Here is a 24,648-nt window from a genome sequence, read left to right as displayed (position 1 = left end):
ATAGTTAGTTTATAAACGGCAGTTTTGCAATCACATTCCCGTTTCTTAGTTTATGATTTTCATATTTTTGTATGAACAGCAGCATTCTTGAACGCTTTTCTCAACCGGTGAATATAAACGCAAAAAGCCGGAATTTCCGGCTTTTTGCGCAGCACATCAAACCCGTTTCCGTTAATTCGATGTCGTATAGAACATGATCAGCTTCGCACTTGCGCTGCCATCCAGAATTGCCTGAAGAATGCGATCATTCAGATAAAAAGCCTGGCTTGGCAGCGTGTTGAGCGTTGCCGTGCTGGGTGTAAGGATAGCCAGCCCATTATTCGGCGTTGTGTTTGCCATAATTGACTGAAAATAGCCGCTCAGCTCAAATGTATAATTCTTGATTCGTGAATTATAAATCGCCACCTGCGGGGCCGTAATCCACGAACTTTCTGTCCGGTCAAATAAATTCTGCGATTCCGGCACCAGTTGAGCGATGCGGTTTGGACTGGTACGCAGCAAGTGATTACGCCCGTCAATCTCACTCAGAACCAGATAAGCCGGCAGATACAGCAGGGCATTACTGGTGGGCGTAAAGGTGATAACCAGTTCAGCACGGTTGATCGCAACGCGCTTATCTTTCCTGATTTGATCCAGTCCCGGAAATACCAGCTTCGTGGTTACGCCGGTAGCTGGCTGCACGAACGTTCGGCCGTTAGTAGCCGAAGCCGGCAGAACCTGTCCCCGCTGCAATCCTGCCAGGGGCGTGCCGCTACGGTCGGCCGTAATGTGATTGAAGCGTTTACCGCCCAACAGAAAGGGCTGGAACCGGGCTCTTTTCTCACCGGTAACGTGATAGTACACTACCACAGCCGAGCCCCGCGAAAATCCTAAAATAGCAGCCCGCTCGTTCGGCCCCGTCGTCAGCAGCAACCCCCGCAGGGCCTGTGCCCGAAACAACGCTGGATTGGCGATTTTACCCGCGTCGGTATTGGCCAGCGTCAGCAGTTCACGCCCATAAGCATCGGGCAGCGGCAACCGAAACGACAGTGAGTCGGTTGTGTTGGGCCGCGGCCGAATCGTCTGGCGCACCAGCGGCTGGCTCTGGGCCGGTATAGTGCTGCTGATATCGTAAGTCGTGGCCGTGCGCAGACTATCTGTCAGGCGAAACACCTGAATTTCCTGCGTCTGGGTTGTATCGCCGTAATAGAACTGATCGTAATCCAGAAACAGCCGGGTCGAATCATAAACAATCCGGCTGGCGGCTGTAACATTCGACGTTGCCGAGTCGGTTACGACAAAGTCGGCATATTGACTCAGTTCAACGTAAGCACTCGCCTGAGTACGCCCCAACACGGGGTCCGAATAGCGTCCTACCATCAGGTTACTTTGATCGCTACTCGCTACGGAATCGAACCGGACGGTCTGCCGAACAACGCTGAGCGTGTCGCTGTATGTTACGTCGACCGGGGTAGTAGGTGGTAAGCCGATTTCTTTGGGTTCTTCGCAGGCCAGAACGCCCGCTACCGCTCCCGCCAGCAGGAAAATCCTACCCAGCCAGTTGCGTGTAGAGGTTGTAATAGCGTTCCGCGACATCTTCATCTTCGGCAGCATCAAATTTATGTTCGGGTAAATCAGTTAAAATGGCGTTCAGGCTTTCGCTTGACTCTTCCTCGGCCCGCACAACGGCGTCGGCATAGGCGCAGCCAATGCGAATAAATCCCGGAAAATCAGCCGTTTTTAATTCTGCCAGCATTTCGTCGTCGATGTCCATCATGCGGGCTTTCTCGATGATGTCGCCTTCGAAGCGGTGTTCAAACGCATTGTTATAGACCGTAAAAACCGACTTGGTGTCCTTGAACATGGGGTCGTTTTTGTAGGTCGTTTTGAGGTATAGCGGAATCAGCGCGGTCATCCAGTCGTTGCAATGCACGATATCGGGTGCCCAGCCAAGTTTTTTTACCGTTTCCAGAACGCCTTTGCAGAAGAAAATGGCCCGCTCATCGTTATCGGCGTAGAAGCGGTTTTCCTTGTCATGGAAAACGTACTTCCGTTGAAAATAGTCTTCGTTATCGATAAAATAGACTTGCAGTTTAGCCGTTGGAATAGAGGCAACCTTGATAATCAGGGGTTTTTCTTCATCGCCAACGGCAATATTGATACCCGACAACCGAACGACTTCGTGCAGCCGGTTTTTGCGTTCATTGATCAGCCCGAAGCGTGGCACCAAGATTCGAATTTCCATTCCTCGCTCCTGCATCGCCTGCGGCAGTTTGCGAACGAAGTCGGCGACGTCGGACGTTTTCAGGAACGGATTGATTTCACTGGCCACGTAAAGGATACGTAATTTGCTCATAAAGACGGGCGGGGTGTGTTGTTTGAGATCACCAAAAAACTTGCAAAATTATACAATTTTTTCCCGTATTTCAATACATTTTGTCCAAAAAAGATACGCATCCTGTATCATTGCAGCCAGAAAAACAACCTGGCAATCATGATCCGTTTCGATAGCATATCCGCTCTGCGTCAGTACCTCCAGCCGCTCCGTTCTGACCACCGAATTTCGCTTGTTCCCACCATGGGCGCGCTGCACGAGGGCCATCTATCTCTGATTGAAACGGCAAAGCGTGAAACCGATCTGGTCGTCAGCAGCATCTTCGTCAACCCCATCCAGTTCAACAACGCCGATGATCTGGCGCGTTACCCGCGTACGCTGGAGGAAGACTGCCAGAAACTCGAATCAGCCGGCTGCGATGTGGTTTTTGCGCCCTCAGTCGATGAAATATATTCAGAATCCCCTATCGTTCGGTTCAGTTTTGGTGATCTCGAAACGGTTATGGAAGGTGCCTTTCGGCCAGGGCATTTCAACGGCGTTGGCCTTGTTGTTGCCAAACTGTTCAATATTGTTCAGCCCGACCGGGCGTATTTCGGACAGAAAGACCTGCAGCAGGTGGCGGTAGTGCGTCGGCTGATCCGTGATCTGAGTTTCCCGATCGAACTGGTCCGATGCCCCACCGTGCGCGAAGCCGACGGACTGGCGATGTCGTCGCGCAACCGCAACCTGACTCCTACGGAACGCGAGCAGGCTCCGGCCCTGTTTGAAGCCCTGACGTTAGCGCATGAACTGATGCAGGATGGCCGTAGTCCGGCGCAGGCTAAAGGGGCCGTAACGGGCTATTTCAGCAGCCGCCCCGGCTTCCGGCTCGACTACATTGAAGTTGCCAACGCCGACACGCTCCAGCCCGTTGGTGAGGTGCTGGCCCCCGGTCAGACCGCCATTTGCATCGCGGCTTACCTCGGCTCGGTCCGGCTGATTGACAATCTGGTGTTTTGAGTTAAAAACCTTATCTCCGTATAAGTCGGCAAATACGATGAAACCGACAACCGAATAGGCAGCAAGCACCTAACAAAACCATTGCGTTGTTGCGTAAGCAGGCGGCCGAAAAACACGAGCCCGGAAGAGTAGTTTACGTTCAGTCAAACCAATACTGCATATTGAGCTTTACGGTTTCGGGCCGGGCGATGCGCGGGGCAAGGGTCGCAAATCCGAACCATTCGCTTCCTTTTGACCTAGCACTAACCGTTACAGTGTATAGCCACTCGCCATTTGCTTTGGGTTGCAGATCCTGCTCAATGCAGTTGATATTAGCCGGGCCGTCAACGAACGAGCCGTAGCCACTCCGTGTACCAATCAGCAATGTATTTCGGTTAAAGTCGATGTAGGGTAAGGAATCGGCGGACGTTTGACCAAAGAAAGCCTGAAAGCTGCGCTGGTCGTTGATGGCCGCAAATTCAACGGGTTCGGCGTTACGTCTACTGTACCAGAACCGGAGCAGACGATTTGCGTGCGAACCCCGAAATTCAGTGTTCACCTGATTGAAAAAAGGCAACTTCAAAACTGGATCAGAATCAGCCTCGGGCTGAAGCGAAGTTGTTGGCTGACAGGCTTCGCTTACCAGTATCAGCGTAAACAGGGCAGAAATAAGCCGACCGTTTCTCACAACACTTGTGGCTTTACGGTCTCAACGCAAGTATTTACCTTATGTTGTTTTAGGTTGCCTTAAACCTACTCCACAATCCGGAAAGCGGCTTTTGCCTTTTGGCGCGAGAGCGAATTGAAATGCCACCATTCGTATTCAATGGGGCTGAAGCCACCCTGTCGCATGGCCGTGCGGAGAATGCGCCGGTTTTCGAGCTGCTGTCTGGTCAGTTTACCAGCTTTCAGCAAACGCTCCTCCTGCGAAGGATACGCCAGTTCGCCGAAGTAGTCATACTTCGTGCCCATATCGAGCGGTCGCCCGTCTTTCGTAGCCACCGTCAGGTCAACCGCGCAGCCGTAATTGTGAATCGAGCCCTCGCGTGGATCAGCTACGTACTTCCGGCGTTCGCGCTCGGACAGGTTGGGCAGGGCGTTCCAGAGATTCCATTGCGCTTTGCGGGGCCGGGCCGCATCGTAGACCAGCAGCCGCAGGTTCGGATGATGGGCCTGCAGGTATTTGCTGGCATTTGCGAGCTTCCGGGCCGCCATCGGCTGCAGATACGCCCGCGTTAGATCGCCGTACACGTCTTTGCCCACAAAGTTGTCGGTAGTCGAGTATTTCAGTTCCACCAGAATCGTCGGGTCTACGTTCTGCACGTCGACAAGGCCCTGTTTCTGCATGGCGGCTTCGAGGGATTGGCAGAAAGCGAATGAGCGAATGAGTGAAAGAGCGACTACTGTGGAATAGAACAGCCACTTCATAACATTGAGCAGTGTTGTTTTCTGATGGACGATCATGTAAACTTACGGCATTCTAAACTAAACAACGAGCTTAGGATTGAAAGAGCCGCTCTTTCACTCGTTCACTCTTTCACTAGTTATGGCCCTCAATTACATCTGGGTTGCTTTCTTTGTCATTGCTTTTCTGGTTGCGCTGGTCAAACTGATTTTCCTGGGCGACACCGAAATTTTTAAAGTTATTGTAGAGGGTCTGTTCGATTCGTCGAAGGTGGCAGTCATGGACATTGCGCTACCGCTGGCGGGTGTCATGACCTTTTTTCTGGGTCTGCTCAACATTGGCGAAAAAGCGGGCGCGATCAACTTTCTGGCCCGCATCATCGGCCCGTTTTTTCATAAACTATTCCCCGAAGTTCCGAAAGACCACCCCGCCAACGGCCAGATGATCATGAATTTCTCAGCCAATATGCTGGGGCTCGACAATGCCGCTACGCCTTTTGGTTTACGGGCCATGGCGAGTTTGCAGGAACTGAATCCCAGCAAGGAAACGGCTTCCAACGCCCAGATCATGTTTCTGGTGCTGCATACGTCCGGCCTGACGATTATTCCGCTCAGCATCATGGCCCAGCGGGCAGTGCTGGGGGCGCAGGACCCCTCCGACATTTTCATTCCCTGCCTGATCGCAACCTACGTAGCGACCGTGGTGAGCATGATAGCCGTCGCCATTAAACAGCGAATTAACCTCATTAACAGAACGGTGCTGGGCTGGCTGGGCGGCATTACGGGACTGATTGCGCTGGCGCTGTGGTATCTGTCGACCAAATCGAAAGAAGAGATTGAAGTGATTTCGAAGGTAACCGGCAACCTCATCCTGATGCTCATTATCGTATCGTTCCTGCTCGGGGCGATGCGCAAAAAGGTGGATATTTTCGACGCTTTTATTGAAGGTGCCAAAGGCGGTTTTGAAACGTCGGTGCGTATCATTCCCTACCTGGTCGGGATGCTGGTCGCCATTAGTGCGTTTCGTAGTTCGGGCGCAATGGACTACGTCGTTGGGGGGTTGAAGTACCTGTTCAGTCTGACGGGGCTGAACACCGAATTCACCGATGCCCTGCCAGTTGCGCTCATGCGGCCCTTGAGCGGTTCGGGATCGCGGGCGCTGATGATCGACGCCATGAAGCAATTCGGGCCTGACTCCTTCGTCGGGCGGCTGGCGTGCATGTTCCAGGGTGCGGCCGATACGACGTTTTACATCGTCGCGCTCTACTTTGGCTCGGTCGGTATCCGCAACTCCCGCTACGCGATTCCGTTCGGTTTGTTCGCCGATCTGATGGGCGTCATTGCGGGTATTGCTCTCGGCTATTTCTTTTTTCACTGACCCAAAATTCCCGATAAAGTGTTGTTAAAACACAATGTGCTCAACAACCTGAATTTCCATGAACATTACGCAAGTCCGCGAACACCTGCACCGGCTCATTGACGAAGTCGACGATATTTACGTCCTGAACGGGCTTTACCGAAACCTGCTGTCCGACAAACGACAGCGTGAAGAATACGAACAGGAGCAGGCCGAGAAAGCGAAAAAGCAGGGCGCTAAAGCCTCGAAGAAAGGCCACTGATCGTCAGGGCGATAATGATCGCATTGAACCCGAACGACAGAATGCCGTGTAAAAGAGCCGCCCGGCGTATCTGCTTCGAGCGAATGGTTACGTCAGATACCTGACTAGTCATGCCGATCACAAAGGAGAAGTAGGCAAAATCGAGGTAATCCGGTTCAGTCTCATTTGGAAAGTCCAGACCGCCGGGTCGACTCTTCTGATTTGGATTGTCGCCGTAGAACAGATGCGCATACCGGAGCGTAAACACTGTATGCAGCAAACCCCACGAGCAGATTACTGCCAGCACAGTCAGCCCGACGTTCGCCCGACGCCCCTGCTGGGTCATCGTATCGAGCAGTTCGATGATGGCAAAAAAACTGGCAATAGCCGCTACGACGATAAACAGGAAGATATACGTTCTGCTGGAATCCTGAAGTCGGGATAGCTTCGGTAGGTCGCGGGGATGCAGCCGGAAAATAGATGCCCACATCAGCGTCAACATGATCAGGGCAAACACAACCCAGAGTAGAACGACCTGAGCAGAACCACTAACCGCAGCAGGAAGAATAAAATAGGTACCGAGCGTTACGCCAAACGCGATATAAAGTCGATGGTGGGCGTCCAGGCGGGCGGTTTGGTCTAATAGCATACTGGCGAGAAATAATGCATAACGTTACGTAACTCATTCGGATGATTTAACCCTGAAGCCTGGCTTAATGTAAAATCAACGCAGGAAAGCGCACATACAGATTTTTAACGACTCATTTGCCCTTAGTTTCCCCTTGAGCGGGCTTATTTCATCAATTTTGTATTTTTGACCTTTCATACGCCCCAATTCATTTGCTCATGGCCAATTGCCGGTCTGTTGTTTTCCTCCTATTCAGCGTTCTTTCATTTGTATCGTCGTATGCGCAAACCGCTACGCCGACGTTTTTACAACCCAACGCCCGGATCAACCGCTGGGCTGACTCGGTGTTTGCCACGCTGACGCCCGACGAGCGGATTGCTCAGTTGATTATGGTCGCGGGCTACTCGAATCGCAAACCGGCTTACGAAGATTCACTGGTTACGCTCGTTCGGACCAACAAACTTGGGGGCGTCGTGATGTTTCAGGGCGGTCCGATCCGGCAGGCCAAACTCACCAATCGTCTGCAGGCACTTTCGACGGTGCCCCTGCTGATTGCGATGGACGCCGAATGGGGTCTGGCCATGCGCCTGGATAGTACGGTGCGTTATCCGTATCAAATGACCTTGGGGGCCATTCAGGGGAATGACTCGCTCATTTACCAGATGGGTGCCAACCTGGCCCGGCAGGCGCGTCGGCTGGGTGTTCACGTTAACTTCGCGCCTTCGGTCGATGTCAACAACAACCCAAACAACCCCGTTATCAACTTCCGCTCGTTTGGCGAAGACAAGTACGCCGTTGCCCGGAAGGCACTGGCCTACGTGCGCGGCATGGAGGATAACCAGCTCCTAACCAGCATCAAGCATTTTCCCGGCCACGGCGACACAGGCACTGATTCACACTTCGACCTTCCGCTGATTGGCAAGAGTCGCTCTCAGCTCGACTCACTTGAACTCTATCCGTTTCGGGAACTTATCAAGGCGGGGGTATCGGGCGTCATGGTTGCTCACCTGAGCATTCCGGCCCTGGACACAACCCGCAACCGCCCCTCGACGCTTTCGCCCGCTATCGTTACGAACCTGCTCAAAACTGAACTGGGCTTCCAGGGACTGATTTTCTCGGACGCAATGAACATGAAAGGCGTTACGAAGTATTTCCCTTCGGGACAGGCCGACGAGCTGGGCCTGGAAGCCGGTATGGACGTGCTGGAGTTCACGGAAGATGTTCCGGCCGCGCTGGCGCAGATCAGGCAGGCCGTGCTCGACGGTCGTATTACGCAGGAATCGCTGGACGAGCGCTGCCGTAAGGTTCTGCGAGCCAAAGCCTGGGTTGGGCTGGATCAGTATAAGCCGGTTGTGCTCGACAACCTGGTGAACGACCTCAACCCGGTGCAGGACGAACTGCTTAACCGCCGACTGACCGAAGCCAGCCTGACGGTGCTGAAAAACGACAGGAACCTGCTGCCGCTGCAACGGTTAGATACCCTCCGCATTGCGTCGGTTGCGATTGAAAGCGATAAACTGACCGCTTTTCAGCAGATGGCCGCCAACTATACCCAGGTTGACCACTTCAACCTGACGTCGAAAACACCCGACTCGACCATCGCGCAGGTACGCGACTCGCTGAAAAATTACAACCTGCTGCTGGTGGATATTCACCTGAATAACATCCGGCCCGGCGCGCGCTATGGTCTGCAGGCCAAAACGGCCGGACTGGTCAGCGAACTGGTCGCCACGGGCAAAGCAGTCGTTACGGTGTTTGGCAACGCCTACGCGCTGGACAAGCTTACGTTCCCGAACGACACGGTTCTGGTCAGTCGAAACATCGAACAGGCGCGGGCCATCGTTATGCCGTATCAGCTCACCAATTACACGGAGGATTTATCGGCACAGTTGATTTTTGGCGCGATTGGCGCATCGGGCAAACTGCCCGTAACGGTCAACCAGCGCTTCCGGGCGGGCGATGGCTTGGCGATTCAGCCCATTGGTCGGCTTAAATACACCATTCCAGAGGAGGTTGGCATTGATAGTCGTTTTCTGACTCAGCAGGTCGATTCGCTGGTCAACGTAGGCATTTCGCAGCGGGCCTTTCCGGGATGCGTCGTGCAGATGGCCAAAGACGGCAAGGTGATTTTCCGGAAAGCCTACGGCACCTTTACCTACGATGCCTCGCTCGGCGCGGAACCGAAACCCGTGCAGCTGGACGATCTGTTCGACATGGCATCTGTCACCAAGATCAGCACATCAACGCCCGCCCTGATGCGCCTGGTGGATGAAGGTAAGTTCAACATTGACGGTAAAATGGCAGACTATCTGCCCAGTTTCAAAAAATCAAATAAAGCGAATCTGGTCTGGCGGGACGTGCTGACCCATCAGGCCCGGCTAAAAGCGTGGATACCGTTCTGGCGCGACACCAAAAATCCGGATGGTACCTGGAAGCCCAAGACCTTTAAAACCGAACGCTCCAGCCGCTTCCCCATCGAAGTAACCGACAGCCTATACCTGTTCAGGAATTATCCGAAAACCATTTTTGAACAAATCAGAGACTCGCCCCTCAACGAGAAAAAAGAATACGTGTATTCGGATCTGTCGTTCATCCTGTATCCGCAGATTGTCAAGCGGCTAACCGGCGAAAACTTCGAAGATTATCTCAAAGAAACTTTCTATCGGCCGCTCGGCGCAACGACGCTGACCTATAACCCACGCCGGTTTTATAGCCTGAACCGCATTGCACCAACCGAATATGATTCGCTGTTCCGCAATACGCTCATCTGGGGGCGGGTTCACGACGAAGGCGCAGCCATGCTCAACGGTCTTTCAGGCCACGCGGGCCTATTCGGCACAGCCAACGACCTGATGAAGCTGATGGAAATGTATCGTCAGGGGGGGACCTATGCGGGTCAGCCGTTTATCTCGGCCAGAACGATGGCTGAGTTTACCCGCTACCAGTTTCCGGAGCTGGGCAACCGGCGCGGACTGGGCTTTGAGAAGCCGTCGTTTACGTACACCGGCAATGCCCCCCGCTCGGCTACCAAAGATAGCTTTGGGCACTCGGGTTTCACGGGTACGTTTACCTGGATGGATCCAGACCCAAAGTACAATCTTACGTATGTTTTTCTGAGCAACCGGGTGTACCCAACTCGAAACAACAACCGGATTAGTATGTTGAATACACGTACAAATGTCGCCGAAGCATTATATCAGGCGATTAAGCGCGGTATCCAATGAAAACGCACCTTATCCATCTGTTGAATTATGAACTCTGGGCAAATCAGCGGGTTATTCAGGCCCTCGAAACGCTTGACAACCCACCCCAGCGGGCAGTAGCTATTATGGGGCACATTCTGTCAGCGCAGCAGGTTTGGTTCAGCCGGGTAACTAAAGAATCTACGTTTGTCGCTATCTGGGAGGATACGCCCGTGAGCTGGCTGCGCGAAACCGCCGAGCGGCAGCACGACAAGATTATCAGCTACGTCAATGCGCTGGCGGAGCCGGATCTGCTTCAGCCGGTTGATTACGTAACCTCCAGAGATCAGCCCTACCAGAATACCCTCATCGACATTCTGACGCACATGAGTCATCACGCAGCCTACCACCGCGGGCAGGTGGTGCAGCTTATCCGCCCGATGCTGACTGAAGCGCCCGTTACGGATTTTATTGTCTGGGTGCGGGAGTAGTACCGGTTGTCAGGAGCGGGTTTTCTTACGTCGCTGCCGCCACGCTTTCACGTCAGCGGTGAGGTTCTCCAGGAAGAACGACGGCCCGATCGATACGTAGAAACCGGTGTAATTGATCTGACTTTCGGGCACGTCCTTTTTCAGAACGAACCGATAGCCTGCCAGCACGTTGAAGCCAAACCAGTGGAGTGGCCGAAACCAGCGCAGCGTCGGAAACTGGTAAGCCGACAGCACACCAACGCCCGCCGGAATAAACACTCCGCGTGCCACCTCATGTTCGTTTGATGGGTCATCGTTCCGCTCATAGCGCGAGTGACCATAGCCAATCTCCAGGGGCATACTCATCTCAAACGCTTTTCGACGCAGGATGTAACGCTCATAATAAACCGTTGCAATACGCAGATGCCGCGTTACGGAGGCCGTCGTATTCGGCAGCAGCCCGGGTCGGTTCAGGCTTTGATTGACGAAGTAAAAACCGGCCCCGGCTTTAAAACTCGCCGACCGTCCGCCCTGAAACGCCGACCGATCGCGCTTGCCGGGAAACAGGAAGCCCGCCCGAACGCCGTATACGCTGACTGGAACCCGACGCCCTTCCTCATTACGGGTATCATTGAAAAAGAAAAAGCGCTGGTCGGTGGAGGCCGTAAAGGTTAGTGAAGATGGTGATTTGGTGTGGGCACCGGTCGTATCGGTCATGGTGACCTTGGGCTGGAATGCCATCGCCCGGCTTAAGCAGAAAAGCGGCAGCAGCGCAATTAAAAAACTCAATATCCATCGGGGGCTAAATAAACGCGCCGGCCGGGTTTGACTGATGTGTATCATAACGTTAGTGACACCATAACCGATTCGTCGGCTAATGGTTAATAAAACCCGTCTACCGGACAATCGCAGCTAGCATTCGGGTCGGGGTCCGCGCCCCCCGTTAATGATTACGCCCGAAAGACTCAGGATAATCAAGCCCGACACACCCTGAAACAGCAATTTCGTTCAAATCACCCGAAACTTATTCTTACCCGACTTTCAGCGACCGGCTCTATTCGGTCTGAGCAGGCTGCGCACTGATCCCATTCATTTGCCCAGTTTGAGTCAGGTTCACCCATAGACCTTGATTGAAACTTTCAAATGGTTTTCCGGCGCTGGAAGCGCGCTGATTATCGTTTGCGTGGATTCAGAGGCTTCGCCGATTGGTTTACTCGGCTTAAACCAGGAATTTTATAAGTAGAACTGCTTAAACATTGACCTTTTGGGGCAAAGTTTATTACTGAACCGTGTACAAAAAGCCATACTCCGCCTACAGCGCCGAGGAGTTTGCCCTCGACGATCTGTTCGTCCGGTGGGTTAAACACCCCGACGACGAAGAGGTGGTGGCGTATTGGCATCTCTGGCTAACAAACAACCCGCATTGCAACCAAACCGTAGAGCTTGCCCGTAAAATAATCCAGACAGCCGCACAGCCTTCGCTGCCGGCCCTGTCGTCTGATGAGGTTTCAACGCTATGGGGGCGCATTCGCGTATCGCTTCAGACGATGGAAGATGTGCGCCCTCTGCAGCCCAACGTGCGAACGGTGGTCGGCTGGTGGTATTTCTGGCGCTCGGTAGCGGCTGCGCTTGGCCTGGTTTTGCTGGTTGGCTGGGCCGTGTGGATGCAGTATGGCCCAAACCAATCGGTTCGAACCATCAGCACCCGCTCCAACCAGATTCAGTTCATTCGGCTTCCCGATAACTCTAGTGTTAAACTCTACCCGAACAGTTCCGTAAAATACGCTCAGCGCTGGACCGATGAAACGCCAAGAGCGGTGTGGCTCCGGGGCGAAGCCGATTTCTCGGTTGCCCATCACAGCGACACCTCGGCCGCCCGCCTATTTCGGGTGCACGTAACCGACCTGACCGTTGAAGCACTCGGCACCATGTTCCGGGTGCGTGAGCAGCCCGAATGCACCCGCATATTTATGACGTCCGGGCAGGTGAATCTGGTTCTTAAAGAACAGAAGTCGCTCCGGCTCAAATCCGGTGACTCCGTCGAAGTGGTAGCCGGTCAAGTACAACCATTACCATAGATAACTTTTACTTAAACCCAGTTCCGAACATGATTAACACAGTTACCCTAAGGCCACAACGGCCCTGGCTTCCCTTACTTGGCCTGACGGCTCTTGCGCTATTGGGTCAACCAGCGCTCAGCGCCCCTTCAATGCCAAGACCAGCCCTGACCAATCCTGCTCAGGAGCGGGTGGTCAGCGGGCGCGTCCTTTCATCCGATGACAATAACCCGCTGCCAGGCGTAAGCGTAACCGTAAAAGGAACAACGCGCGGCACAACAACGGATGCAAATGGCGATTACCGGATTAATGTTCCGAATGAACAGGCCATATTGGTATTCTCGTCGGTAGGCTTCCTGTCACAGGAAATTAGTGTAGGCAACCGCACGTCTGTTAACGTCAAGGTTGAAACAGACACGCGTGCTCTGAACGAGGTCGTCGTTGTCGGTTACGGTACGCAACGGAAGAGTCAGTTAACCGGCGCTATTACGCAGGTTACGTCGAAAGAGATCCAGGAAATGCCTATCACAAACCTCGGCCAGGCTCTTCAGGGACGGGCCGCGGGGGTCGACGTAACGCAGACGGGTTCAAGGCCCGGTTCAGTGCCTACCATCCGGATTCGGGGCCGTCGGTCGTTCAGCGCCAGCAATGATCCGCTGTACGTTGTCGACGGTATTCCGCTTTCGGCCGGCTACGAGGACTTTAACCCGAATGACGTAGCCTCCATGGAAGTTCTGAAAGACGCTACGGCTACGGCTATTTATGGCGCGCGGGGTGCCAACGGAGTTGTTCTGATTACCACCAAGCGGGGGGGACAGAAAGGGAAAACAACCGTGTCGTATGACGCCTATGCCGGTATATCAAAGCCATTGGATAAACTCGAATTATTCAGTGGGTCGGAGTTTGCCGAGTTCGTTCGGGAGTCTTACCGGGCTACGGGCGGCTATAAAGATGCCAACGGCAATCCGGTTCCTACCGGCGTAGTTGATCCTTATGCAGATTCGAAAGTAGCCGTTCTGGGTGGCGACCCGGCCGTTGCGAAGGGACTTGCCAATGGAACCAACACCGACTGGCAGGATATGATCCTGAAAAATGGCTCCATGCAGAATCATTCGATTGGCGTTCAGGGCGGAAATGACAGAACCCAGTTTTACGTATCCGCAGGCTATTTCAAGGACAATGGCATTTCGAAAGGACTTGATTTCACGCGGTATTCCTTGCGGGCTAACATTGATCACCAAATCAATAAAGTCCTGAAAATCGGCCTCTCGTCCTACCTGATGCATAGCGTTCGGAACGGCGAGAATCTCAACCCGTATCAATTTACGATTCAGCAAAACCCGCTGGCGGCTCCCTATGATGATAATGGCAACATCATTTTCTCGCCAACCAACGATGCCCTGCTCACCAACCCACTGGCCGAAATTGTACCGGGTGCCCAGGTAGACCAGACCAAAAGGTACCGGATTTTCAACAGCGTTTATGCAGAAGCCAAGATTCTGGAAGGTCTAACCTACCGGGTCAATTTCGGGCCTGACTTCACGCTGGCCCGCTGGGGACGGTTCATTGGCTCACGCACCAACGCCCGTAAACTTGGCGATCCGCAGGCCTTTAACGAGAACCGTTTCGGCTTCAATTATACGCTGGAGAACATCGTTAATTACACGAAGAACTTTGGTGGTAAACATAATCTGAACGTAACCCTGCTCCACTCCATCCAGCGGGACAATTACGAACGCTTCCGGACAGACGTTCAGGGCATTCCGGCTGAGAGTCAGCAGTTTTACAATCTGGGCGCGGCCAGTTCTGTACAGGCTACGGCCAGCGAACTGGTGCAGTGGACGATTAATTCGTACATGGCCCGGGTCAACTACGATTTCAACGATAAATATCTGATTACGGCAACGATTCGTCGCGATGGTTCGAGCCGGTTCGGTGAAAACACGAAGTATGGTAACTTCCCGGGTGTAGCCCTTGGCTGGAACGTTAATAATGAACCCTTCCTGAAAGGTGTAACCTGGATTGACCTGTTGAAATTACGGGCCGGGTATGGTTCGGTGGGTAACCAGGCCGTAACTCCTTACCAGACGCAGGGCCTGCTGAGCCGCACTGCTTATGCCTGGGGAACTTCCGCTGCGTTTGGCTACCGGCCTAACACCATCGGTAATCCTGACCTGCGCTGGGAGACGTCGGCAACTCTTAACTTCGGGGTTGATTTCAGCTTCTGGAGAGGTCGCCTGCAGGGATCGCTCGAATTGTATCAGACCAATACCACGGCGCTGCTCCTGGCCGATCAGCTACCGGGTTCGGTCGGCTTTAACTCGGTGACTCGTAACGTAGGGGAAACCCGCAACCGGGGTGTTGAACTGACCTTTACAACGTACAACATCAATTCGCCATCGGGCTTCAAATGGTCAACGGATTTTACCTTCATGAAGAATACAGAGGCTATCGTGTCGCTGTACAACGGTAAGGTTGATGATATCGGGAACGGCTGGTTCATTGGCCGCCCGCTGAGCACCGTGTATAACTACAAAAAAATTGGTATCTGGCAGACCAACGAGGCCGACAAAGCTAAATCATACGGCAGCGAAGTAGGTCAGATCAAAATTCAGGATACCAATGCCGATGGCCGGATTACGGCCGATGACCGCGTTATTATCGGATCAGACGTGCCGAAGTTCAGTGGGGGTATCACCAACCGCTTTAGCTTCAAAGGATTCGATCTGTCGTTTTTCTTCTACGGTCGCTTTGGCAACCTGCTTCGCAGCGATTTCCACCTCAACCGGAACGCCCTGGCGGGTCGCTATGAGCAGATCAAGGTGGACTACTGGACGCCAAACAACCCAACGAACGAATTCCCCCGTCCGAAGAGCAACCAGGAATTCCCGGTTTACAACTCAACCATATCGTATTTCGATGGAACCTTCGTGAAGCTTCGGAACATCAACTTTGGCTACACCTTTAGCCCGACTATCGCTAAACGGCTGAAGATGGAATCGCTGCGGTTGTACACCAGCATTCAGCAGCCGTTCATCTGGTCGGAATACCGGAGCAAGTATAACGGTATCGATCCGGAAACAACGGGCCTTGCTTTGAGTGAAACCGGTGTGGTGCCGGCAACGATGGTGATGACCTTCGGTCTGAACGTTCGTTTCTAATTCAGCCAGCAAAGTTGCAGACAAGCTTTAAGCCATTAAACCAATGAAATTCAAAATCTTAACAAATACCCTAAAAATTACCGGCGTAGCAGCCATGCTGCTTACGGGCCAGTCGTGTCAGGACGTCCTCAAAGAAGAGGTAGTTTCCAATATCGGTAACGATTACATAAACACGACGAAAGGCTTTGAGGACGCCGTAAAAGCAGCCTATTCAACGCTCCGGTATTACTACGGCACCCAGCAGGGCTTAACCATGTCGGAGTACGGCACGGATATATACGCGACAGGGGCCGACGGGGGCTACAAAGGCTTCCATTTCTACGACGCTCAGTTGAACCCTACAGTCGATTATCTGGCCAACACCTGGGACGAACTGTACAAGGGAATCAATACCTGCAATGCCGTTATAGGGCGCGCCCCGAACGTAACCGGCATTTCGGATGCGGTCAAGAAAATCCGGGTCGCTGAAGCGAAGTTTTTACGTGCCCATTACTACTATATCCTGCATCAGCAGTGGGGCCCGGTGGACCTACGGCTTACTGAAACCCTGGTTCCAACCAAAGAAACCAAGCGGGCAACGGACGCTGAAATATATGCTGCGATCATCAAGGATCTGACCGATGCGGTTGCTGATCTGGAACCCAAAGCCCAGTCTTCTGAGTATGGCCGGGCAACCAAACCAGCCGCCGAAACCTTACTGGCCAGAGTGTATCTGACGAAAGCGTATTCATCCTCGAAAGCGGCTGATGACTTCAGTAAAGCCGCTGCACTCTGCAAAAACGTAACGACAGCTTACGGCTATAAACTGCTCGACGATTTTGCCAGTGTTTTTGATGAAAACAACCAGATAAACAGCGAGATCGTGTTTGCGGTCCAGTACACGGCAGACCCTCTCTCGAACCTGACCAACAACATAGCAGCCGCTAACGGCGGTAACAACCTGCACTTATTCTTCGGGATGCAGTACGACGTTCAGCCGGGCATGAAGCGGGATGTTTTTTATGGTCGCCCGTTCAAGCGGTTACGTCCTACGTCCTACCTGCTGAACACGGTTTTTGCTGACCGTACCAACGACTCGCGGTATAAGAAAACTTTCCGCGATACCTGGCTCAGCAATAACCCCGGTACGTTCAACGCAGCTTCCTTTGATGATTCGAAGACCAAGGTTACGTTTGCAGCCGGCGATACAGCGATTTTCATTCCGGGTGTGGAATGGACAAAAGCGCAGCGTGCGGCCAAGAAATACCAGGTGCTGGTGCCCAGCGCTTATACCGAAGCGTTGTTCCCAACGCTGCAGAAGTTCTTCGATACCAAACGGCCCGACCTGACCTATGAACCCGGTAGCCGCGACTATTTCGTCTTCCGGCTGGCCGATGTGTATCTGATGCTGGCCGAAGCTTCGCTGCAGTCGGGTAATGTGGCCGATGCCGTTACAGCTATTAACGCCGTTCGGTACCGGGCGGGCTGGCCGGGCAAGAAAGATGCCATGCTGGTACAGGCTAAAGACATGAACCTGGAGCTGATCATGGAAGAGCGCGCACGCGAGCTGGCCGGTGAGCAGGTACGCTGGCTGGATCTGAAGCGCTGGGGCGTTCTAATTGACCGTGTGAAGAAATATAACCCACAGGCCGCGGTGAACATCAAGGATTTCCACGTAAACCGTCCGATTCCCCAAACCCAGATTGACCGCAGTGCCAAAGGTCAGGATGGTAAGTCCGTGTTTACCCAGAACCCAGGGTATTAATTGATGAAGCAGAAAAAGAGTGATTGAGCCGATACTATTTACGTTGCTCAATCACTCTTTTTTTGCCTTATATCAAGTAAAAGTAAAGCGCCCGATTCTTCTTTTAATCAGATTAAATTTGTCTCACTACTAGTAATGAACCAATCCGGTCTTCACTGGTTATACCCTACCCTTATGCACGAGACTGTAAACAGAAGACAGTTTCTAACGATGGCCGGTTTGTCGGCGCTGGCGGTTTCGGCCGGTGCCAGCCGACTCATGGCCCATTCTGAACTGGTTAAGAAATCAGGCCTTAAAATTGCCTACTCGTCTATTACCTGGGGGGGGAACGACGCCCAGGCTATTGCCGACATTGCCGGGCTGGGTTATCGTGGCATTCAGTTGCGATCCAACACCTTCGGACCGTATCGGGCCAAACCTTCGGAACTAAAGGCCCTGCTGGATCAGCATAAGCTGACGCTGGCTATGTTTTCGAGCGGTAACGTTGAAATCGATCCGGCTAAAGAACAAAGCACCATTGATACCCACGTAGCGCACGCCAGTTTTGTTAAAGCCCTCGGTGGGTCGGCGATTCAGCTGACCAACAGTGCCCGGCCAAAAGATCGCCAGCCAACGACTGAGGAGCTGAAGCGGCTGGCGACGGTTATGAATGAAATTGGCAAACAGGCCGCCGACATGGGCATTCAGGCGGCTTACCACAACCACATGAACCAGCTTGGCGAAACCCCCGAAGAAGTTGATGTGATTGTGCAGACGATGAACCCGAAATATTGCAAACTGCTGCTCGACATCGCCCACTATCGCCAGGGCGGAGGTCAGCCCGAAAAAGCCGTGAAGCAGTATAAAGACATCCTGTATGCCCTGCACCTGAAGGACACGATGTCGCCCCTACCCGATAAGCCTGAAAACCCCAAAGCTTATAAGTTTGTGGAACTGGGCCGCGGAAACGTTGATGTTCCGGCCGTGTTCAAAGCCGTTGACGATATCAACTTTAAAGGCTGGGGCATCATTGAGCTGGATGGGGTTCCGGAGAAAGACAAAACGGCCGCCCAATGCGCCCAGATTAATAAGGATTACATCACAAAAACCTTAAATCATCCTCTGTAAATCGTTGTGGCAGCAGCGGACTGTAGGGTTTGTTGTCTGCCGGATTATTCAGTAATAGATTACGTACCCATGAAACAACTATTCTTAGCGGGCCTGGTGCTGGGCCTGCTGGCCTTTGAAAAACCGCAGACACCCAACACGCTCACCGAAAAAGAACGGAAAGAGGGTTGGAAACTGCTCTTCGACGGAAAAACAACCAACGGCTGGCGCGGGGCTTACAAAGACAAGTTCCCCGAAAAAGGCTGGAACGTAGAAGATGGCATGCTGATCATCCAGCAGTCTGACGGGTCCGAATCGCATAGCTTTGGCGATATCGTTACGACGGGCGAATACAGTGATTTCGACCTTACGTTTGATTTCAAACTGACCGAAGGCGCCAACAGTGGGCTCAAGTATTTCGTAGAAGAGCATACGCCCAAACCCAAAGGGTCTGCATTTGGCCTGGAATACCAGGTGCTGGACGACGACAAACACCCCGACGCCAAAATGGGGCGGGATGGCAACCGGACAGTGGGTTCATTGTATGATCTGATCCCGGCAAGTGGCAAAAAGGCCAACCCCATTGGCGAATGGAACACGGGTCGCGTGGTGTCGAAAGGTAAACACGTTGAACACTGGCTGAACGGCAAAAAAGTTGTTGACTACGAGCGGGGCAGCGAAAACTTCCGGAAACTGGTTGCCATGAGCAAATACAAAGCGCCGGAATACAACGCCAGTGGTCGATTTGGCGAAGCGCCCAAAGGCCACATTCTACTACAGGATCATGGCAACCGGGTCGCTTTCCGAAACATTAAAATCAAAACTCTTTAAAAGAGATTGACAGTCAGCCATTAGACTTTTCGGGCAATTGCCTTTAGCTGGTGTCAGGTGTCTGAACTTAATCATTTGAAACACATGGAAAACCGTCGCGAATTCATAAAAAAAACGGCAGCGGCCAGCTTTAGTCTCGCCGGCTTGGGCATGGGCTTCTCCGCGAGCAGCTACGCCCGTATTCTTGGCTCGAACGACCGCGTTCGGGTTGGCATTATCGGCTTCTCGGATCGTTTCCGGCAGTCGCTGGCACCGGCGTTTGCCGAACATGCTAAAAACCAGAACTTTGCCTTCGTCGGCGTGTCAGACATCTGGAACCGCCGTCGCGATGAGGCCGAACAGTATCTGAAAGGAAAAGGCTGGAACGACAGCTCGTTTTTCAAAGCGCGGAATAATGACGAACTCCTCGACCGAAAGGATGTTGATGCCGTTATCATCAGCACCGCCGATTTCCAGCACGCACTCCATTGCGCAGCCGCTGTAGAATCGGGGCGCGACGTTTACTGCGAAAAGCCCTTTGCTGAATCCCTCGACGACGCCCGCAAGGCTCTTAAAGCCGTCGAAAGTTCGAAGCGGATTGTCCAGGTCGGTTCGCAGCGACGCTCGGCTCCCAACTACCATCAGGCCAACGATTTTATCAGATCGGGTAAGTTTGGCGACATTACGATGGTCGAAATGACCTGGAACGTCAACCAGCCGGGGCGCTGGCGTCGGCCCAAACTGGTTTCTGAAATCCGGAAGGAAGATACCGACTGGGATCGTTACCAGATGAACCGCCCGAAAGTAGCCTGGGACCCTCGTAAGTACCTGGAGTTCCGCCTGTTTTACCCCTATTCGTCGGGGATTCCGGGGCAGTGGATGTCGCACCAGATCGACACTGTTCACTGGTTCAGTGGTCTGGATCATCCGCGCTCCGTAGTCGCCAACGGAGGTGTTTATAGCTGGAAAGATGGCCGCGTCAACGCGGATACCTTTACTGCTGTGTTTGATTACGGCCCGGATAACGACAAAACCAAAGGCTTCCAGGTGCTGTATTCGTCGCGTATGAATAATGAAGCGGGTGGCGTGAAGGAATACTATTTCTCAAACGGGGGTATGATTAATCTCGACACCAACAAGATTTCGCCGGATGGTGGTCTGGAGGCTAAATACGCCAAAGAAATGAATATGCAGGCGAACCTGCTGCCAACCATGTCGCTGGGCGAAGTGGCCAAAATGGAAACCTCGGCCAACACCGGTGGTGACCCAATGACCTCGCTGCACATGCTCAACTGGATGGAGTGTGTCCGGAGCCGGAAAGAGCCAAATGCACCCGCCCGCGTGGGCTTCAACCACTCGGTGGCCAACATTATGGCAACGATGGCCCTGCACACCGGCAAACGTATCACCTGGGATTCGACCAAGCAGGACGTAGCCGTCAGCTAATCAAATACTGAAGCAACAGTAAAAGGAATGATCGGCCGATCATTCCTTTTACTGTTTTATAAGCCCTGCCCCTATCTGGCAGTTCAGACACTTTTTAAGCACGCAGAACTCGTTATATAGTTCAATGGACGCCTGTGAATCAAAAGCCGTCCGAATACCCAGCCCGAGGGTTTCCCAGCTATCAGTCAGGCGGTTCTGCTCGGCGGGTAACTGCTCCAGCAACGCAACGGCCCGGTCGATATAGGCCGGTTGCCCCCGATGGTGCGCATAAGCCGCCAGCAACGGCACGACTGTATTGATCACAATATTTTCGGCTGCGCCCAAGCCTACCTTCGGTGCGGCTTTCTCTGTCGCTTTCCCGAAACGATAATGCGACTGCCAGTATTCAGACGGCGTAATTTGAAGGGCGTTCAGCAATGTTTCGGCATCACTCGTTCCCACAAACAGGGAAAACAAACTGGCGTGGCGAGTTACCAGACGCGCCAGCTGGGCCAGTCGCAGCGTTGGAAAATTAGCCGGGCGTAACCGGCCCCATTTCCAGGCGTGGGTCTCCAGGCGTTTTTCAGTCAGGTTGTATTTAGCCGACATAAACCGGTACTCCCGCTCCAGCGCGGTTACATACGTATCCGGGTTAGTAGCGTCCAGCAAACCGGCCGTACCAAACAACAAAGCTTCTGCCTGTAACAAAACGTCGCGGTGTTTCAGAATGGCTTTCAGGGGAACCGCCCGGCTAAGCTGGGCCATGGGATCCGCATTGATTTTAAACCCCATATTTATAGCCAGCAGCCGATAGGCCGTTTCCTCCCAGTCGCCGTTTGTCTGTTCAAACACCGCCCGAACACCCGCAGCTTTACGTTCAAGGCGCTGCAGCATCGCCCGATCGAGCATAGATGTGATCCGCAGCGGTTGCACCGACCTAAACTGACCTGCACAGGCGATGGCTTCCGGGGCGTCAGCCAGACGGCCATACCGTTCAATCAGCCCGGAATCGGTAAGGGGTTCAAGTTCGAGCGTGGCAATGGTCGTCCCGTTGGTGCGGTTAATCGGCCTACCGGTCGTACTGTGGTCATCCTGCCAGACAACGTGCAACACTACGTTATCATAGGCCCGATCGTGCTGATGACGGTGTGCCAGCCAGTCCGAGGCTTTCACGTGCATCTCGACAGTTCCGCCCCACTCTACGTCATTGATCAGCAAACGGGCGTTTGTGAAATCAGGACCGGCGTCGTAGTTCCGGAAACCAGGATGCAGCACCCGCACGGGCTCCCCGTCGGTAGTAGTTAGATGAAGGGTATTAAAATATTGATACTGCCAGAGAAAATAGAGAAAAACTTCAGACACAGCGAACGATGAAAATAAGGAGTTATGGTAAAGGAAACTTTTAGGTAAATTGTAGGTTGCTCGTCATTCCATTGGTAGGTTTATAGCGCTATAAGCATACATATTCCCCATCATTTTATGACTGCCTTCTCTCAAAAAGTCATCTGGATTACCGGTGCGTCGTCGGGCATTGGTGAGGCCGTCACGCTTGAACTTGCCCGTCAGGGCGCGCGATTGATTTTGTCAGCCCGGCGCACCGACGAATTGCAGCGCGTAGCCAACCAGACCAACCTGCCTGAGTCAGACATGTTGATTCTGCCCATGGATATGACGGATACCGATAGCCTGCCCGTTCATGTCGAAACGGTTCGCCAGCGTTTTGGCCGAATCGATTACGTGTTTCAGAACGCTGGCATTACGCAGCGCAGCAACGTAGTCGACACGGATTTCTCGGTTTATAAGCGGCTGATGGACGTTAATTTTTTTGGCGTAGTTGCCCTTACCAAGGCGGTTCTGCCTTTCATGCTGGCACAGGGAAGCGGTCATTTCGTCGTTACAAGCAGTGTAGCGGGCAAACTGGGCACGAAGCAGCGATCTGGCTACTGCGCCAGTAAACACGCTCTGCACGGTTTTTTTGATGCTCTGCGGGCAGAAACCTACGATCGTGGTCTGCGCGTAACGATTGTGTGTCCCGGCTACATCCGAACGCCTATTTCGCTCCATGCCCTGGGGGCCGATGGGCAGGTGCATGGTAAGATGGACACCAATCAGGAGCAGGGCATGGACGTTCATGATTTTGCCCGGAAACTACTACAGGCGGTCTCGCAGGAAAAAGAAGAAGTTTACATTGGCGGGAGCGAAACGTACGGTATCTACCTGAAGCGTTTTCTGCCCGGTTTGCTCTCACGCATTCTTCGGAAACGCGAAGGGGCGTAACGGTTCCGGCATAAACAAAATCCTGACGAGTGCAGAAGTACCATTACGCTGCGTTCGTCAGGATTTTTATGGATACTGAATTTTATTTCCCGCTGACAGCAGCCGGTTTACTGGCCTGCTCCATATAATCGACTGTCAGGTGACAGAGCGATTTCATGCCTAACACAAAGCAGCTTTCATCAATCTGAAAATCGGGCGTATGGTGCGGAGCGGCCTCTTCCAGTTTCTTCCCTTTGGTCATGCCCCCCAGAAAATAGAAGAACCCAGGTATTTTCTGCTGATAGAATGAGAAATCCTCAGCGCCAGTCTGAGCGGGCGTAATTTTCACGTTGTTTTTTCCGGCCACAGCCTCCAGCGTCGGCACCATCTGATCGGTTAATTTCGGGTCATTATACGTTACCGGGTACATAATGTCGATTTTCACGTCGGCTTTGGCTCCGGCGCTCTCGGCAATGTTGGTCGCGATTTCGTTTATCCGGCGGTGAATGGTCTTCTGCATGTTCCCATCGAATGAGCGGATCGTACCAATCATGCTTACTTCTTCCGGAATGATATTCTGCCGGATTCCGCCATGAATAGCGCCAACGGTAACCACGGCCGCATTATCGGTGATGGGCAGATTCCGGCTAACAATGGTCTGGAGCCCCATAACTACCTGCGAAGCCGTTACAATCGGGTCAACCCCCGACCAGGGCGACGCGCCATGGGTTTGTTTGCCTTTAATTTTTATGGCGTATTGATCCACGGCGGCCATCGTTGCGCCGGGTCGGTATTTAATCGTGCCGACCTCGGTCTGTGAGTTGATGTGCAGACCAAAAATGGCATCGACTTTTGGGTTTTCGAGAACACCTTCCTTAACCATCAGCTCCGCTCCGCCTTCTTCGCCAGCTGGTGCGCCTTCTTCGGCGGGTTGAAAAATAAACTTCACGGTTCCTTTCAGTTCGCTCCGCACCGATGCCAGGGCTTCGGCCGCGCCCATCAGCATCGCCACGTGCGTATCGTGTCCGCAGGCGTGCATGATACCCGTTTGCTGCCCATTGTATTCCGTGCGAGCTTCTGATTTAAACGGCAGGTTAACCCGCTCCGTTACAGGCAGGCCGTCCATATCTGCCCGCAGCGCCACCACTGGGCCGGGCTTGCCGCCCTTCAGCAGACCAACAACACCCGTTTTACCAACGCCGGTTTTAACCTCAATGCCAAGCGATTGCAGATGAGCCGCGATTTTGGCGGCTGTCTGGAACTCGCGATTGCCCAGCTCCGGGTGCTGATGGAAGTCCCGGCGCCAGCTTACAACCTTTTTTTCAAGCCCGTCCGCTGCTTTGTCCAGGCGGGCGGTGAGTGTGGTTGACTGCCCCTGCGCAAGTTGCACAGAGAGGCTGGCGGCCGCTAGCAGCCCGAAGGTTAGATGAAAGTTATTCATAAAATTTTACAATTTTTCTTAAGCCAGTTCTGGGAACGCAATATACAACTTTATCCAAATAAAATATTGCACTTACTATCATAATACATAAATT

At 53.1% G+C, this 24,648-nt stretch carries 20 protein-coding genes; 12 read left to right on the top strand and 8 right to left on the bottom strand.

What is annotated here, in order from left to right:
- Window positions 1-171: 171 nt before the first annotated feature.
- Entirely contained in the window at window positions 172-1,575 is a 1,404-nt protein-coding gene (locus tag HNV11_RS04295; protein WP_171738488.1) for a DUF4270 family protein, read from the bottom strand.
- Window positions 1,529-2,335 (bottom strand): glycogen/starch synthase, encoded by an 807-nt coding sequence (locus HNV11_RS04290; RefSeq protein ID WP_171738487.1) that lies wholly within the window; start codon window positions 2,333-2,335, stop codon window positions 1,529-1,531. Before HNV11_RS04290 ends, HNV11_RS04295 begins: the two co-directional genes overlap by 47 nt.
- 138 nt (window positions 2,336-2,473) lie before the next feature.
- Between HNV11_RS04290 and panC the strand changes: the two genes are divergently transcribed.
- The gene (gene panC, locus HNV11_RS04285; protein ID WP_171738486.1) at window positions 2,474-3,313 is read left to right on the top strand and encodes a pantoate--beta-alanine ligase; all 840 of its coding nucleotides are present in this window, start codon (window positions 2,474-2,476) and stop codon (window positions 3,311-3,313) included.
- A 139-nt stretch (window positions 3,314-3,452) separates the two neighbouring features.
- On the opposite strand, the gene HNV11_RS04280 is transcribed toward panC, so the two are convergent.
- Together HNV11_RS04280 and HNV11_RS04275 are read right to left on the bottom strand one after the other, a co-directional pair.
- Window positions 3,453-3,851, bottom strand: coding sequence for a hypothetical protein (locus tag HNV11_RS04280; RefSeq protein WP_171738485.1), 399 nt, complete (start codon window positions 3,849-3,851; stop codon window positions 3,453-3,455).
- Between the two features lie 194 nt (window positions 3,852-4,045).
- The gene (locus HNV11_RS04275; protein WP_171738484.1) at window positions 4,046-4,720 is read right to left on the bottom strand and encodes a M15 family metallopeptidase; all 675 of its coding nucleotides are present in this window, start codon (window positions 4,718-4,720) and stop codon (window positions 4,046-4,048) included.
- 118 nt (window positions 4,721-4,838) lie between these two features.
- Here HNV11_RS04275 and HNV11_RS04270 point away from each other — a divergent pair, with 118 nt between their 5' ends.
- Window positions 4,839-6,074: a nucleoside recognition domain-containing protein gene (locus tag HNV11_RS04270; RefSeq protein ID WP_171738483.1), complete on the top strand. Its 1,236-nt coding sequence runs from the start codon at window positions 4,839-4,841 to the stop codon at window positions 6,072-6,074.
- Between the two features lie 58 nt (window positions 6,075-6,132).
- Window positions 6,133-6,315 (top strand): hypothetical protein, encoded by a 183-nt coding sequence (locus HNV11_RS04265; protein ID WP_171738482.1) that lies wholly within the window; start codon window positions 6,133-6,135, stop codon window positions 6,313-6,315.
- Here the strand turns inward: HNV11_RS04265 and HNV11_RS04260 are convergent.
- Window positions 6,290-6,943: a DUF1345 domain-containing protein gene (locus HNV11_RS04260; RefSeq protein ID WP_171738481.1), complete on the bottom strand. Its 654-nt coding sequence runs from the start codon at window positions 6,941-6,943 to the stop codon at window positions 6,290-6,292. The genes HNV11_RS04265 and HNV11_RS04260 overlap by 26 nt on opposite strands.
- Before the next feature lie 197 nt (window positions 6,944-7,140).
- On the opposite strand from HNV11_RS04260, the gene HNV11_RS04255 reads away from it, so the two are divergent.
- Together HNV11_RS04255 and HNV11_RS04250 are read left to right on the top strand one after the other, a co-directional pair.
- Window positions 7,141-10,146: a glycoside hydrolase family 3 N-terminal domain-containing protein gene (locus HNV11_RS04255; protein ID WP_171738480.1), complete on the top strand. Its 3,006-nt coding sequence runs from the start codon at window positions 7,141-7,143 to the stop codon at window positions 10,144-10,146.
- Window positions 10,143-10,595 carry a DinB family protein gene (locus HNV11_RS04250; protein ID WP_171738479.1) on the top strand — a complete coding sequence of 151 codons (453 nt, stop codon included), beginning with the start codon at window positions 10,143-10,145 and terminating at the stop codon, window positions 10,593-10,595. Before HNV11_RS04255 ends, HNV11_RS04250 begins: the two co-directional genes overlap by 4 nt.
- 9 nt (window positions 10,596-10,604) lie before the next feature.
- Here HNV11_RS04250 and HNV11_RS04245 read toward each other — a convergent pair whose 3' ends face one another.
- Complete coding sequence (locus HNV11_RS04245) at window positions 10,605-11,363, bottom strand: hypothetical protein (RefSeq protein WP_240163759.1); 759 nt, start codon at window positions 11,361-11,363, stop codon at window positions 10,605-10,607.
- A 500-nt stretch (window positions 11,364-11,863) separates the two neighbouring features.
- Here HNV11_RS04245 and HNV11_RS04240 point away from each other — a divergent pair, with 500 nt between their 5' ends.
- The 6 genes from HNV11_RS04240 (at window position 11,864) to HNV11_RS04215 (ending at window position 20,878) form a co-directional block, all read left to right on the top strand.
- A complete protein-coding gene (locus HNV11_RS04240) occupies window positions 11,864-12,652 on the top strand; it encodes a FecR family protein (RefSeq protein ID WP_171738478.1) in 789 nt (262 codons plus the stop codon).
- A gap of 29 nt (window positions 12,653-12,681) precedes the next feature.
- The gene (locus HNV11_RS04235) at window positions 12,682-15,792 is read left to right on the top strand and encodes a SusC/RagA family TonB-linked outer membrane protein (RefSeq protein WP_171738477.1); all 3,111 of its coding nucleotides are present in this window, start codon (window positions 12,682-12,684) and stop codon (window positions 15,790-15,792) included.
- Between the two features lie 43 nt (window positions 15,793-15,835).
- Complete coding sequence (locus tag HNV11_RS04230) at window positions 15,836-17,536, top strand: RagB/SusD family nutrient uptake outer membrane protein (protein WP_171738476.1); 1,701 nt, start codon at window positions 15,836-15,838, stop codon at window positions 17,534-17,536.
- 174 nt (window positions 17,537-17,710) lie between these two features.
- Window positions 17,711-18,643, top strand: a complete 933-nt coding sequence (locus HNV11_RS04225) for a sugar phosphate isomerase/epimerase family protein (protein WP_171738475.1) — start codon at window positions 17,711-17,713, stop codon at window positions 18,641-18,643.
- Window positions 18,644-18,712: 69 nt separating this feature from the next.
- The gene (locus HNV11_RS04220) at window positions 18,713-19,453 is read left to right on the top strand and encodes a 3-keto-disaccharide hydrolase (protein ID WP_171738474.1); all 741 of its coding nucleotides are present in this window, start codon (window positions 18,713-18,715) and stop codon (window positions 19,451-19,453) included.
- A gap of 84 nt (window positions 19,454-19,537) precedes the next feature.
- The gene (locus HNV11_RS04215) at window positions 19,538-20,878 is read left to right on the top strand and encodes a Gfo/Idh/MocA family protein (RefSeq protein WP_171738473.1); all 1,341 of its coding nucleotides are present in this window, start codon (window positions 19,538-19,540) and stop codon (window positions 20,876-20,878) included.
- A 48-nt stretch (window positions 20,879-20,926) separates the two neighbouring features.
- On the opposite strand, the gene HNV11_RS04210 is transcribed toward HNV11_RS04215, so the two are convergent.
- On the bottom strand, window positions 20,927-22,219 hold the full coding sequence (locus HNV11_RS04210) for a DUF2851 family protein (RefSeq protein WP_171738472.1): 1,293 nt from the start codon (window positions 22,217-22,219) through the stop codon (window positions 20,927-20,929).
- 117 nt (window positions 22,220-22,336) lie between these two features.
- Here HNV11_RS04210 and HNV11_RS04205 point away from each other — a divergent pair, with 117 nt between their 5' ends.
- Complete coding sequence (locus HNV11_RS04205) at window positions 22,337-23,134, top strand: SDR family oxidoreductase (RefSeq protein ID WP_171738471.1); 798 nt, start codon at window positions 22,337-22,339, stop codon at window positions 23,132-23,134.
- A gap of 82 nt (window positions 23,135-23,216) precedes the next feature.
- Here the strand turns inward: HNV11_RS04205 and HNV11_RS04200 are convergent, their stop codons facing one another.
- Window positions 23,217-24,554, bottom strand: a complete 1,338-nt coding sequence (locus HNV11_RS04200) for an amidohydrolase (RefSeq protein WP_171738470.1) — start codon at window positions 24,552-24,554, stop codon at window positions 23,217-23,219.
- Window positions 24,555-24,648 lie beyond the last annotated feature (94 nt).

The organism is Spirosoma taeanense (assembly GCF_013127955.1).
GTDB classification, from domain to species: domain Bacteria; phylum Bacteroidota; class Bacteroidia; order Cytophagales; family Spirosomataceae; genus Spirosoma; species Spirosoma taeanense.
The sequence above is the reverse complement of the archived record's forward strand: the minus strand, read 5'-3'. Positions and strand labels throughout refer to the sequence as shown.

Bases quoted from the DNA above. Each gene is read 5' to 3' on its own strand.
- HNV11_RS04235 (WP_171738477.1), top strand. From the start codon at position 12,682: ATGATTAACACAGTTACCCTAAGGCCACAACGGCCCTGGCTTCCCTTA.
- HNV11_RS04205 (WP_171738471.1), top strand. From the start codon at position 22,337: ATGACTGCCTTCTCTCAAAAAGTCATCTGGATTACCGGTGCGTCGTCG.
- panC (WP_171738486.1), top strand. From the start codon at position 2,474: ATGATCCGTTTCGATAGCATATCCGCTCTGCGTCAGTACCTCCAGCCG.
- HNV11_RS04200 (WP_171738470.1), bottom strand. From the start codon at position 24,554: ATGAATAACTTTCATCTAACCTTCGGGCTGCTAGCGGCCGCCAGCCTC.
- HNV11_RS04215 (WP_171738473.1), top strand. From the start codon at position 19,538: ATGGAAAACCGTCGCGAATTCATAAAAAAAACGGCAGCGGCCAGCTTT.
- HNV11_RS04250 (WP_171738479.1), top strand. From the start codon at position 10,143: ATGAAAACGCACCTTATCCATCTGTTGAATTATGAACTCTGGGCAAAT.
- HNV11_RS04260 (WP_171738481.1), bottom strand. From the start codon at position 6,943: ATGCTATTAGACCAAACCGCCCGCCTGGACGCCCACCATCGACTTTAT.
- HNV11_RS04295 (WP_171738488.1), bottom strand. From the start codon at position 1,575: ATGTCGCGGAACGCTATTACAACCTCTACACGCAACTGGCTGGGTAGG.
- HNV11_RS04225 (WP_171738475.1), top strand. From the start codon at position 17,711: ATGCACGAGACTGTAAACAGAAGACAGTTTCTAACGATGGCCGGTTTG.
- HNV11_RS04255 (WP_171738480.1), top strand. From the start codon at position 7,141: ATGGCCAATTGCCGGTCTGTTGTTTTCCTCCTATTCAGCGTTCTTTCA.
- HNV11_RS04275 (WP_171738484.1), bottom strand. From the start codon at position 4,720: ATGAAGTGGCTGTTCTATTCCACAGTAGTCGCTCTTTCACTCATTCGC.
- HNV11_RS04270 (WP_171738483.1), top strand. From the start codon at position 4,839: ATGGCCCTCAATTACATCTGGGTTGCTTTCTTTGTCATTGCTTTTCTG.
- HNV11_RS04230 (WP_171738476.1), top strand. From the start codon at position 15,836: ATGAAATTCAAAATCTTAACAAATACCCTAAAAATTACCGGCGTAGCA.
- HNV11_RS04290 (WP_171738487.1), bottom strand. From the start codon at position 2,335: ATGAGCAAATTACGTATCCTTTACGTGGCCAGTGAAATCAATCCGTTC.
- HNV11_RS04220 (WP_171738474.1), top strand. From the start codon at position 18,713: ATGAAACAACTATTCTTAGCGGGCCTGGTGCTGGGCCTGCTGGCCTTT.
- HNV11_RS04265 (WP_171738482.1), top strand. From the start codon at position 6,133: ATGAACATTACGCAAGTCCGCGAACACCTGCACCGGCTCATTGACGAA.